This window comes from Desulfobulbaceae bacterium (genome assembly GCA_015231515.1).
GTDB lineage: Bacteria > Desulfobacterota > Desulfobulbia > Desulfobulbales > VMSU01 > JADGBM01.
In genome coordinates this window covers 1-12,659 of sequence record JADGBM010000029.1, presented here as the reverse complement: position 1 = coordinate 12,659, position 12,659 = coordinate 1, and the positions used below count along the sequence as shown (strand labels likewise).

8 protein-coding genes are annotated in these 12,659 nt (G+C 46.2%); 6 read left to right on the top strand and 2 right to left on the bottom strand.

Annotated elements, in window-relative coordinates; all coding sequences use genetic code 11:
* Nucleotides 1–299 precede the first annotated feature (299 nt).
* Both HQK80_06695 and HQK80_06690 read left to right on the top strand, forming a co-directional pair.
* Nucleotides 300–2,594 (top strand): PAS domain S-box protein, encoded by a 2,295-nt coding sequence (locus HQK80_06695; protein MBF0221902.1) that lies wholly within the window; start codon nucleotides 300–302, stop codon nucleotides 2,592–2,594.
* A gap of 79 nt (nucleotides 2,595–2,673) precedes the next feature.
* Nucleotides 2,674–3,663: a WYL domain-containing protein gene (locus HQK80_06690; protein ID MBF0221901.1), complete on the top strand. Its 990-nt coding sequence runs from the start codon at nucleotides 2,674–2,676 to the stop codon at nucleotides 3,661–3,663.
* A 29-nt stretch (nucleotides 3,664–3,692) separates the two neighbouring features.
* Here HQK80_06690 and HQK80_06685 read toward each other — a convergent pair whose 3' ends face one another.
* A complete protein-coding gene (locus tag HQK80_06685) occupies nucleotides 3,693–5,759 on the bottom strand; it encodes a HAMP domain-containing protein (protein MBF0221900.1) in 2,067 nt (688 codons plus the stop codon).
* A gap of 393 nt (nucleotides 5,760–6,152) precedes the next feature.
* On the opposite strand from HQK80_06685, the gene HQK80_06680 reads away from it, so the two are divergent.
* Nucleotides 6,153–6,971 carry a phosphate/phosphite/phosphonate ABC transporter substrate-binding protein gene (locus tag HQK80_06680; protein MBF0221899.1) on the top strand — a complete coding sequence of 273 codons (819 nt, stop codon included), beginning with the start codon at nucleotides 6,153–6,155 and terminating at the stop codon, nucleotides 6,969–6,971.
* Between the two features lie 5 nt (nucleotides 6,972–6,976).
* A complete protein-coding gene (locus HQK80_06675) occupies nucleotides 6,977–9,268 on the top strand; it encodes a response regulator (GenBank protein ID MBF0221898.1) in 2,292 nt (763 codons plus the stop codon).
* A gap of 296 nt (nucleotides 9,269–9,564) precedes the next feature.
* On the opposite strand, the gene tilS is transcribed toward HQK80_06675, so the two are convergent.
* Nucleotides 9,565–10,989 (bottom strand): tRNA lysidine(34) synthetase TilS, encoded by a 1,425-nt coding sequence (gene tilS, locus HQK80_06670; protein MBF0221897.1) that lies wholly within the window; start codon nucleotides 10,987–10,989, stop codon nucleotides 9,565–9,567.
* A 170-nt stretch (nucleotides 10,990–11,159) separates the two neighbouring features.
* On the opposite strand from tilS, the gene galU reads away from it, so the two are divergent.
* Both galU and HQK80_06660 read left to right on the top strand, forming a co-directional pair.
* Complete coding sequence (gene galU / locus HQK80_06665) at nucleotides 11,160–12,047, top strand: UTP--glucose-1-phosphate uridylyltransferase GalU (protein ID MBF0221896.1); 888 nt, start codon at nucleotides 11,160–11,162, stop codon at nucleotides 12,045–12,047.
* A 9-nt stretch (nucleotides 12,048–12,056) separates the two neighbouring features.
* The coding region (locus HQK80_06660) for a primosomal protein N' (GenBank protein MBF0221895.1) at nucleotides 12,057–12,659 on the top strand (603 nt) is incomplete at its 3' end.

The following is a 12,659-nucleotide window of genomic DNA, read 5'->3' as shown; positions in this document are numbered from 1 at the left end:
TTCGAAGGGGAATTAAGGGGGATTTTTCCCTTTATGCAAAAATGAAAATCTTTGTACCGATTAAATATGTACTTCACTTAAAAGCAATTGATATGCCAGCCCTATAAATAATTCATAACATATTGATATATTGGACTTTTAAAAATAAATGCACCGGCCAGCCAGCTTCCGTTCCCATGCAAATCTATTTGACAATTATCACCTAAACATGGTTTACATCTCATGCCGGTATGGGATTTGAGCTCATGCCAATCTTCTCTTGACGCAAGTTTTTTTGCACCCCATCCAGCCAAGACGCCATGAAACTAAAAAGCATCATATTCTTCACCATCCTTGCCATAGGTACCCTGCCCTTACTGGTTCTGGTTTCTATAAACTTACAAAACCACATTAATAGACACGAAGAGTCCCTTCAGGAAAACATCGGCAAACGTTCCAAGCTGAGCAGCCAGGCATTTTCTGAAAAAATTTCTAAAGTTGCAACAGACCTCGACCGCATAGCCGCCCTTCGCGAAAGCCAGGAACTTTTCAGTCAGCTAAACAGTGAAACCCCGGTCGCCCCTATAGCCCTTCTAAATATGGAAATGGTAATCAACCAGTGGTACGGTGAAAATATCGAGATAGAAGGCCTCTTCTTTTGCACCGTCAATGGTACCGGAAAAACTACTCTAGAGCGCAACCCAGAGGAAAGCAGACAGTTTATCAGCACTACAAAAACACCTGAGTATCTGCCAGTACCCTCACAGAAACTTTCAGCAAGCGGCATTTTCATGCACCAAGAAAGCTCTCATGAATCAAATGAGACAAAAATAATTTTTTATTATTCGGTGCTTGAAAATGGCGATGCAATTGGCACGATCTTTTTGCAAGCAAAGATATCGTTACTGGCCGCTGAAGACCATGTGCTCTGGCTGAACCCCGCCGGTAACACCACAACTCCTCTTTCGTTTCAAACCACAGCACCAGCTAACCAGAGTTCCCTCACAGACATCAGCGCCTACGAATATGCAGACGCCCTTAAGCACAAGTTTTCCGACAACAGACCCTTTATCTGGAAAACACCGGAGGAGCACACGATTTCATGGTTGCCAATCATGTCAGACAACTCACCGGCACCACTCATCTGGGCCGGCATCATCATCGACAAAGGAACCGCACAAAAATGGCGGCGATCGTTGATTATCAATATCTCCATTGTCCTTATGGCAACCATGTTTGTTATTTTCTGCATTGCCAATTTTATCGCTTTCAGGATTGACCATATCAAAAAAAACATCCTGCAGGGTCTCGACAAAATACTCAAGAATGATGAGAATGTCCGTTTTCAGTGGCCCGGGCCCCAGGAAATCACCGTCCTGGCCGACGAGTTAAATATCCTGGCTCAACACTACTTCCAAACGCGTTCGGCAAGTCGGTTGGCCGAACAACAGCTCCGGGAAAGCGAAAATAAGTTCCGGAAACTGACATCATCAGCACAAGATGCCATTATCATGATGGATAACAGCGGCAATATTGCCTACTGGAACAAGTCGGCAGAGCGCATGTTTGGCTATAATGAAGATCAGGCGATGGGGCAACCGGTACACGAACTCCTCTCATTAACCCGCATCGAGCAACAAACCCTCTCTGATTCAAAAGATTTTTCACACACAAATGCCGCTGCGCCATCTGACATTTTAGAACTTTTCGCAAAAAGAATCGACGGCAGCGACATCCCGATTGAACTGTCTCTTTCTGCCACCCAGATCAAGAAACAGTGGCACGCCATCTGGATTGTTCGCGATATTTCAGAACGAAAACAGAGCGAAAAAGAGGCTGAACTCCGCAGGCAGCAGCTTGTGCAGGCCGACAAGATGCGCTCCCTTGGGCTTCTGGTTTCAGGGGTGGCCCATGAGATAAACAACCCAAACAGTATCGCCATGCTCAATGCCCCCATGCTTACAAAGGCCTGGCAGGATGTCAGCCCGATCCTGGAGCAGTACTATCGAGAAAATGGTGAGTTTATTGTTGCTGGTTTAGACTACAGCGAAATGCGACTACAGATCCCACAACTTTTCAGCGAACTGATTGACAGCGGCAAAAGAATTAAAAACATTGTTAAAGACCTTAAAGACTACGCACGAAAGGACAAACCAACAGCCGCTGAACTGCTTGATATTAACAAAATCATCGAAACGGCGATTCGCCTTACCCATAATCTGGTAAAAAAGTCGACATCCGCCTTTCATGTCGAGTTATGCCCTCAATGTCCCCAATTTTATGGCAACAAACAACGCCTTGAACAGGTCATCATCAACCTGATCCAAAACTCCTGCGAGGCCCTTACCGATTCGCAGCAGGCAATACGGGTCACCTCTTCATTTGAAAAAAATTCTGCAACGATTATTATCTCCGTTGACGATGAAGGTGTCGGGATGCCGAAAGAGACCATCACACAGCTGACAGACCCTTTCTTCACTACGAAGCGAAACTCTGGTGGCACCGGTTTAGGTCTGTCAGTTTCAGCAGGAATTATTAAAGAGCATGGCGGCACACTTGTCTTTACTTCCTCACCAGAAACAGGTACTACAGCAGAAGTTCGTCTGCCAACGTAACTGCAATTTCTGATGTGCGCCTGTAGATTTTAGAAGTCAAAGATCCGGCCCCCACAATCAACAATCAAAAAGGTCTTTAATGATCCAAAAAGACAAAACTCAACTGTTGCGACTGATATTCATCGATAAAAAAATCCGAGAAGGCATGCGTTTTGGCAACTACGCAAACTGTAGTTCAATGGCCTTCGAGTATGAAGTCAGCAGCAAAAGCATTATGCGCGACATTGATTACCTGAAAAATCAATGTGACGCCCCGATTGCATACGACCCCCGGAAAAAAGGGTACTTCTATACTGAAGAGACCTACCAGATGCCTGCCATAAATATCAGCACCAGTGATCTCTTTGCCATCGCCATCGCCCAAAAAGTATTGCAACAACACGAGAACACTCCAATTTACACAAAACTCACCAATGTCTTCAAACGCATTGAGGATTCTCTGCCGGACAAGGTTTCTATTCATCCAGGCTGGATAGACAACCGGATCTCGATCATTCAGCATCAGAAAACTACCATCCACACCCAGATCTGGTCCACGATCGCTGAGGCCCTTCAGCAGAACAGGACCATATCCATGCGCTACCAGAAACCCCAGGCAGCAGCACCACAGAACCGTCAAGTTGACCCGTACCACCTGGTCAACTACCAGGGTGAATGGTACCTGATTGGCCACTGCCACAGCCGCAAAAAAATCCTCACCTTCGCAGTATCACGAATTGAACATGCCGCCACAACCACCAAAACCTTCGCCCCACCTTCAGACTTTGATTATAGCAACTATTCGGCATCTCGTTTTGGTATTTTTTCGGGCACAGGCAGTTTTCAGATCGAGATATATTTTGACAAAAAACATGCCCCCTACATCCGGGAGCGACAGTGGCATCCATCCCAGGAAATACAGCCTAACGATGATGGGAGTATTGTACTGTCAATGACAACCAGCCATCTTTTTGATGTACAGCAGTGGATTTTATCCTGGGGCAGCGGGGCAAAAGTACTGAAGCCCGAAATACTTCGAAAGGAGATCCGAGAGGAACTTGAGAAGAGCCTTGAGCAGTATGCTGATTAAGGGCGCAGGGAAATTCCTATTCGATTACCTTAGACCTCTCCCTCTCCTCCATGTTCTTCAACATAACAGGGAAAGCGCATGGTAAAGACCGCCCCTTGCCCTTCTTGTGACTGGCACTCGATGGTGCCATTATGTTCCTGAACAATACCATAGGAAATTGACAAGCCCAGACCTGTGCCCTGCCCCACCGCCTTCGTTGTATAAAATGGCTCGAATATCTTAGCCAGAACCTCTTCACTCATCCCAACCCCGGTATCGAAAAAAGCAACCGCAACCATCTCATTTTCTCTTTTCACATGTATCTGTATCTCACCGCTTTTATCCGCTTTCATGGCGTCTAATGAGTTATGCAGGAGATTAATAAAAAGTTGCTCAAGCTTTACAGCATTGCCTGAAACCAAGGTATCTTCCTCAAAATCCTCAACCAGATTGATATTTCTACGGCGGATACGTTCACCAAATATAATGAGGGTGTCCCTCCAGACATCCGCTAAATTCACCTCCGACATTGACAGAGCCTCAGCCCGCCCAAAGGTCCGAAGATGATCAATAATCGTACTGATTCTCCGCAACTGCTTCAATGACTCCTGGCACTCCCCCAACAAGACATTATGGTCGATGGTACCCAGTTTCAGGTCTCTTTCGGCAGCTTCAAAAATTATCTTAATGTAGGAAAGCGGCTGATTCATTTCATGGGCGACACCAGTTGCAACCTCACCCAGAGTCGCTAATTTATTTTGAGTTAAGGCCTTCATCTGTAAAACATCGTGTTCTTCTGCCAACCGTTTCTTTTCGGCAATTTCCGAGATCAAAGTACGATTGACAAAAGCGAGTTCCTTGGTCCGAGTTTCCACCCGAAACTCAAGCTCTTCGTGGGCTCGAATAAGGGCGCTTTCAGCCATCTCCTTCTCCTCAATTTTCTCATAGAGTTGCATATTTAGCTTTGATAACTCTTCCGTTCGAGAGGCTACTTTCAACTCCAATTGGTTCCGGGCTTCACGAAGGGCGTTTTCTGCCTGGCGCCTCCTTTTGATATCAGCCACAAGCTGACTCGTCATTGCATTCATAGCGTGCCCTAAAATTGACATCTCGTCATCACCAGACTCAACGGCTTTTCTTTCCAGGTCTCCAGCAGCAATAGCCTTTGCCACCCCGCTAAGTTCCTCGATTTTCTTCACGATAGGACTTACCGTTTTATAGGCAGTAGCAATACTGAGACCAAGAAAGGTCACAATGAAAACTCCAACGATAAGCAAGCTTTTAAGCACACCATGAAAGGCATCGTACAAATGATAGTCACAGACCAGATAGAACCCCTGAGAACCAAGTTCAAAAAATCTTGCTGAACGTACGGATCTGAAGCCATCAAAACCTGTAACAATTTCTCCCTGTACAGGGACAGTGATCAGCTTTTCGGCAAGAGAAATTGATGGGTCTTTATGAGAAACAACCACCCCACGCTTGTCAGTTATAAATATATCAATCTGGCCTGATATTCCGTCATTATGCACCGGGCTGAAAAGCTTGTCCAACTGGATAGTCATAGCAAGGACAACACTGACGTCTCCGGTCCATTTATCAACAAGAGGAACCCCGGCTTCAATTAAGTTTGCGCCTGAAGTTTTGTCTTTCATAACAGGCCCAAAAAATCGTTTCTTTTGCTGTAAGGGGATTAAAAAAACCTCTTCAGTGCTCCGATTAAGCAGTTCTGAGCCCATATAAACTTTGCTCAATGACTCTTTTGCCCGTTCCTGGCCGTTAGCATCAAGTAAACTTATTTCGCTGAAGACATTTTTATTTTGCCAGAAAGTTAAGGCCTGAATATGAGCCAGAATCGCACCTTGCTCCTCTCTATTTTTCTCCACAAGTCCGGTAATTTGCGCTAAAGCCTCAAAATCATCCCCGACCTCCGCAGAAAGATGCGATATTTCGTTAATTACTCGCCTGACAATTTCATCCTGTAGTTTGATCGCCTCATTTTTCTGAATTTCATAAACCTGCCAAGTCAGAAGAAGACCCACAAGCACAAGAGGGGCAAGTGCCAGAAAGACAAATACTGAGGTCAGGCGTTGACGTATACTTTTTCGGCCAATCATATATCCACCCAAGTTGGAAAAGCTGTCGATCCCACAGAATACCTGTAACAGAGCTCCGCTGAGCCGTTTTTTTGTAAGGCTGGCGACTTCCATTTCTAACGATGAAATCAGTAGATAATCTTCAAAAAAAATTGTTGGCTTTATGCCAGTCGTAATTTGGTGTTCTATCAAAACCTGTTTTAAAAATCAAACAATTCCGCCAAACAATCAGTACTAGCGTAACTTCTCCAACAGTACTAAGATTATCGCTCTTGCACATATGGAGTCTACTTTCTCGAACTTCTTGACATTTCCCCCCTCTTGGGCACATAATACATTCACCGCTTCCGGCTCAGATAACGAGGTAACGCAATGCATTTCATTGTACCCTTTTTGAGACTAAAATATAGATTCATGAGTTGCCGATTAATCACACTGCTTTTCTTTGTGCTTCTGCCCGTCGCTCCCCTAACTCTGCCAGCTACAATTTTTGCCGAGCAGTACACCTTCGGACTTATCCCTCAAGAGTCAGCAGTACAAATGCACAAACGCTGGTATCCCTTCGTAGACCAGTTGCAAAAAGAGACAGGTCTCGAATTTAAAATTAAAATATTTGAGACCGTTGCCAAATTTGAAGATAGCTTCCTAGCCGGCGCTCTTGACTTCGTATATCTTAATTCAACACAACAGGTCACAGCTTGGAAATCCCAGGGATACATTCCGCTTATTCGCTCGAAACGTTTTCTTAGGGGGGCAATCTTTGTCCGTAACGACTCGCCATTTCAATCGTTAAACGATTTAAAAGGCATGAGAATCGCCTTTGTATCAGAAAAATCACTCTGCGACATTGCTCTTGGTCATGCCTTAAAAACTGACTACAACAATCTAAATTATATTCCCGTCTATGTTAACAGTGCAAGCAATGTCTATAAAAACGTACTCCTCAAAAAAACCAGCGCAGGAGGAACATTAGACATTTCGATCAACAGTGCCGAGCCTTCGGTGGCTAAACAGCTTCGTGCCATTTACCTGACGCCGGAAATGGCATCACACCCGATCAGCGCCCATCCCCGCATACCGATACCAGTCCAAAAGACCTTGACAGATGGCGTAAATACCATTGCCAACAGCCCCTCAGGACAGGAACTTTTGCGAACTGTCCGACTCCCGCCGCCTCTTGTCTCTGCAGACTTCGAGCGAGACTATAAATGGCTTGAGGCCTATCTTGAGTAAATTGCATGCACCTACTCCATAGTATTTTACCCAAACGCATCTACAGTCAAATTGCACTTGCCATCACCGCAATCTTAATTGCAACAAGCCTTACCTATGCCCTGGTGATCAGTAACCAACAAGCCCAATACGCCCAAAAGGCTATGGAACATAATGCGGAAGTTTTGGTAGACAGTTTCGTAAAGGCCTGCGCCCATATGCTTATCGTGGAGGACTACTCTGGACTGGACACCTTTCTTTTACAGGCAGCAAAACATTCCGACCTTGAAAGTATTCAGGTCGTTGACTCTGACGGAACGACGATCACCTCAATCATTCACCCACAGGGTTTCACACCCTATATAAATTACACAGCAACTTCTCTGCAAGCTCAACCAGCATCAAATCCCCCACAGGCCACCTACAATAACTCCAGCTATCTACTCCAGTTACCTATAATCGCCGGCAACGTGCTCGGTTACATTAGGGTATCTTTCAGCCTCAAAGAGATACGGAAAACAAAACATGCCATATGGAAACGCACCCTGCTCCTTGGAACAATCTGGATTCTGTTAAGTATTGTTTTACTCTTACAGATTTTAAAACGGCCCATTGAATCAATCAAAAAGCTTACCGACTTTACGCGCCAACTCAGCACCCATAGAGGAGCACAGTTGCCCGTTGATAGATCCTGCCTGGAACTTGAACAGTTTGGACAAGCCCTCAATGCCGTCTCCAATGAACTTCTACAATCAGAGCAAGAATTATCAGCAGAAAAAGACCGCCTGTCAATAACCCTGCAAAGCATTAGTGATGGGGTAATTGCCACCGACCGAACCGGCAAGATTGTACTTTTCAACAAAGCGGCAGAACTCATTACCGGCTGGCAAGCACACAAGGCTCTCGGCAGCAGCCTCGAAGCGGTATTTTCGGATTTTGAAAGTGAGAGTGCCAATCCCGCCGAGCTTATCAGGGAGATAATTGACCAACAAAAGACCATCCGCCAGGGTGTCGTGCATTCGTTTCCCCAAAAAGGCAACTTGCCCGACACAACAGTTGCTATTTCAGTGGCGCCTATTGTTGCGGGTACTGGTGAAAAAACTGGTGCCGTGCTGATATGCAAGGACTTGACTGAACAGTTAGCATCTGACAAGGAAAAAATAAGCCTGGAAAACCAGTTACAACAAGCCCTGAAGATGGAGGCCATTGGCACTCTTGCTGGGGGAATCGCCCATGACTTCAATAATATCCTCACCCCAATCCTGGGTTACGCCCAGTTGGTAGAATATCAACTGCCACCAGAGAGTGATCTCCTGAAATACCAGCGAGAGGTTATTGTCGCAGCTAACCGCGCCAAAGAGCTTGTCCAGCAGATCCTTACCTTCTCGCGCAGCGCAGATCACGAACTCCTACCATTGCAGATTCAAATTGTTGTCAAAGAAGCCGTTAAACTTATACGTTCCACCATCCCGACCACCATCCAGATAAAACAGGATATCAATCCGAATTGCGGCTATGTTCTCGCCTCACCCACCCAGGTTCACCAAATTGTCATGAACCTCTGTACCAACGCCTACCACGCGATGCGAATAAAAGGCGGGGAACTTTCCATCTCTTTGCAACCTGTCAAGATTCCAAATGATGATCATACTGACACTACCATACGCCCGGGCGAATATATACTGCTGCAAATAAGCGATACCGGTTCAGGTGTACCTAAAACAATTATCGACAGAATTTTTGACCCCTACTTCACCACAAAACCTCTGGGGGAAGGGACCGGAATGGGCCTGTCCGTCGTGCACGGCATTGTTAAAAATTGCAAGGGCCACATCAGCGTTACCAGTGTTGAAGGACAAGGCGCCTCTTTTAAAATCTACCTTCCGCAAGAAAAGAGTAATCGCCCAGCCCTTGGAACTTCGAGTTCCGTCAAACCGGCGGGTGGTTCCGAGCGTATACTACTGGTTGATGATGACATAACCATTGTTGACATTGAATCGAGAATACTCCGTTCCTTGGGATATCAGGTCACCGCCTTCTCATCCAGCGAAGAAGCCTTAGCCGCCTTTCAGCAGAGTACAGATTCGTTCGATCTTGTCTTTACCGACATGACCATGCCCCAAATAACCGGTATCGGGCTGATGAAGAAGATACGCGCCCTGCGCCCCGACATGCCCATTATTCTTTGCACCGGCTACAGTGAAATTATTGACCAGAAAAGCGCCTTAGCGCTTGGTATAAACGCCTACATCACCAAGCCTCTGGTTCTTGAGACCGTTGCCACTCAAGTACGGAAGGCGTTAGACAACAAATCCTGACTCTTTTCAAGATAGATATATCTTCAATCCTGCAGAGCTTGAATCGTGCAAAGAAACATGATATAAACAATAAAAATTACTATTAAGGAGGATATATGTCACACTGTCAAACAAAGTGCACAAAGGGTGAGAAGTTTCACGAAGAAAACCATATCTGCAGGATCATCGTTCAAGGCGATTTGGGTAAAATTAAGACGTTGGTATTAGATCCCAAATTCGTTTGTAAAAACTGCGGCCGAGCGTCACATAGTGACATTAATGTCTGTAAGCCTACTAAACTGTAGCTGGCATTAGTTCTAAGAAGAAGCGAGCAGTATCCTCAGTACCTTTGCGGTTGACTGGCGCACTCGAAACTGATGGGCGGTACGCACACCCAGAATCCCTGCCACCTCATTTTCACTGGCAATCAGGGGCAGCGAATCTCGCAACGCAGCGTCGATTTTCATATCACTTAAAACTCTTCCTATTTTTTTGGTTCCACTGGCGCCAAGAGGACGCATGGCGTCCATCGGCTCTCTGTTTCTAATGAAAAACGGAAAGGGCAACTGCTGGTGATCAAAATAATCCGCCTCATCATCTTTCATTTGATCAAGGCTGGGAAGAGTCTCTTGCAGTTCGACAGTAATCTTCTTGGCAATGCCGGGAATGGCATACACACCAGGTTTTTCAATTCTCAGCAAAAACTGAGGCGCTTCTTCCAGCAGGTTCCCTCTCTTTGTCGTTATGCCCTGGGGGTAACTGAACTCCAAGCCCGTCGAGTACCGGACAACCCGTAAGCCCTTGGGCAGATGAAGGAGCCTCCCCTCATTGCTATCAGCAAGCCGTAAAATATCATCGATATGAGTAAAGCTTGGCTGCATGCGCATGGTGATTAATACCTTTTCTACCACCCGGCGCTGAATAGCAATTGGCTCCCCTGCCAATATCTTCCAGTCTACAGAAAGGACGTTCAAGCCGTCTTCACTTGAAGAGGCAACGAGTACAGTTCTACCATAAGCTCGAGCGGATATCTCTGCAAGAACGCTCTCTTCTTCTTTTAAAACCTGAGCTGTCCTGCGCAGATTTTCGCCAATATTGGGGTTATACTCATGCAGATAGGGCAACAGCTCAAGCCGGATTCGGTTACGCAAAAAATCAACAGATGCATTCGACGAATCATTAAGCCAGCCAATTGAGTTAGCCTGCAGATAAGCAACAATCTCCGCTCGGCTCACCGCCAGCAGCGGCCTGACAATTTTCCCGTCACGAATCACTTCCATGCCGGAAAGCCCCTTGCGACCCGCCCCGCGAATGAGACGAAGGAGTATCTCCTCTGCCTGATCGTCCGCCTGATGGCCAACACAAATTTTTGCAGCAGACTCTATTTTCAAAACCTCATCAAAATATGCATAACGCAGATTGCGAGCTGACTCTTCGAGGGAAAGTCCGTTATCCTTGGCAAAGCCTTTCACGTCAATGGTCGTAACATGACAAGCCAGACCTAGATCTCGGGCATAGTGGCGCACGAGGTTCTCTTCCTCACTTGCCTCAACAGGACGCAGACCGTGGTTGACATGGGCCACTGCCAGCCTCACCTTCAACTTTTTTGACAATCGAAAAAGTACGTGCAACAGAGCGACCGAATCCGCACCGCCGGAAACAGCCACGACAACCGTTTCCCCGGCCGAAAACAGTTCTTTCTGCAAACAGTTAGTCAGAATTTTTTTCTCAAATGGATACATACAGGCGCTGATATAAATCTTTCAAGATTCCTTTAAAAGACTGGCAATTCATATGCAATTTATTCTATAGTTATAAAAGGCATGGGAGTAAATAATTGTATTAATTAGTACCAGAAATAACACCTAAATAACCTCTAAGGCACTAAATATCAAATCAGGAAAACACTTTAATGAAAAAGACACCTCCAAAACCAATACGTAAAGCAGTTATCCCTGTTGCCGGTATGGGCACACGTTTCTTGCCGGCCAGCAAGGCAATACCCAAAGAGATGCTCACAATTGTTGACAGACCGACAATTCAATATATCGTTGAAGAAGTTGTCGCTTCCGGTATCGAGGAAGTTATTCTTATCACCAGCGAAGGCAAATCAGCCATTGAAAACCATTTCGACTATGACTTTGAACTTGATGTCCTCTTGGAGAGCAAAGGTAAAACAGAACTTCTAGAAGAGGTCCGCCACATCTCAAATCTTATCGAGATTGTCTCTGTCCGCCAGAAAAAACCTTTAGGACTGGGTCATGCTATCTTGTCAGCTAAAAATGTTATCGGCAATGAACCATTCCTTGTCCTGCTTGGTGATGACCTGGTTGTCTCTGATGTGCCCTGCTGCAAGCAGATGATTGATCTCTACAATGAAGTAGGTGAATCAATTGTTGCTATCCAGAAGGTTCCAATGAACCAGACACATCAATACGGAATCGTGGAGGGCGAACCACTTAAAAAACGTATCTACCAGGTTAATCGCATGGTAGAAAAACCGGCGCCGGGCACCACCGACTCGAACCTGGCCATTATTGGCCGCTATATTCTTCATCCTGAAATTTTCGATATGCTGGAAAGAACCACCCCCGGTCACGGTGGTGAAATCCAGCTGACCGATGCCCTGCTTGCCTTGGCCAAAAAACGATCCATGTTCGCCTACGAATTCGATGGTACCCGCTTTGACGCTGGTGACAAGCTCGGCTATCTCAAGGCGATTATGGCCTTTGCGCTAAGACACCCTGTCTTAAAGGATGATTTCAAAGCCCATCTTAAAGAAGTTTGCTCATCATTTTAAACAGCTTCAATGTATCTCGAAGTAGCGGTAGCGTCACCGATCAGCAATACACTTACCTATAAATCAAGCCCTGACTTTCCCGCATCTGTCTATAGGCCCGGGTTGCGAGTACTTGTGCCACTTGGGCCCCGCCTGGTCACCGGCTATATTTTACGCTGCGCCCACCATCTTGATGCTGACCCTCAGTATGCAATTCGGGCCATCAATGACCTCCTTGACCCGGAACCAATTTTCCCGGAAAACATGGTTGCTTTTTTTGAGTGGCTGGCAGGATATTATCACTACCCCATCGGCGAGGTTATCAAGTCTGCCCTGCCCGGCGGCCTCACCCCACAAAGCGAACGGCGAGTTACACTGACCAGCACCGGGCAATCCTATTTCTCCGGCCAGTCCCCGGCCGAGCACCCCGCACAACCCTGGTTCAACAAACTCCTGGCAGATCAGAGACTGTCACTGACTACAACAAAGCAGATCTGGCGCAGCAAAGAGCGTCGGCTCCTGAAAAAATTGGAGAATGCCGGCCATGTCATTATAGAAAATGTGGTCAGCACCGATTCAATTAAAACAAAAACTGAAACCTGTTATGCTGTAGCCAACTCTGACTACCCGACA

Bases quoted from the DNA above. Each gene is read 5' to 3' on its own strand.
- HQK80_06695 (MBF0221902.1), top strand. From the start codon at position 300: ATGAAACTAAAAAGCATCATATTCTTCACCATCCTTGCCATAGGTACC.
- HQK80_06675 (MBF0221898.1), top strand. From the start codon at position 6,977: ATGCACCTACTCCATAGTATTTTACCCAAACGCATCTACAGTCAAATT.
- HQK80_06680 (MBF0221899.1), top strand. From the start codon at position 6,153: ATGAGTTGCCGATTAATCACACTGCTTTTCTTTGTGCTTCTGCCCGTC.
- galU (MBF0221896.1), top strand. From the start codon at position 11,160: ATGAAAAAGACACCTCCAAAACCAATACGTAAAGCAGTTATCCCTGTT.
- HQK80_06690 (MBF0221901.1), top strand. From the start codon at position 2,674: ATGATCCAAAAAGACAAAACTCAACTGTTGCGACTGATATTCATCGAT.
- tilS (MBF0221897.1), bottom strand. From the start codon at position 10,989: ATGTATCCATTTGAGAAAAAAATTCTGACTAACTGTTTGCAGAAAGAA.
- HQK80_06685 (MBF0221900.1), bottom strand. From the start codon at position 5,759: ATGATTGGCCGAAAAAGTATACGTCAACGCCTGACCTCAGTATTTGTC.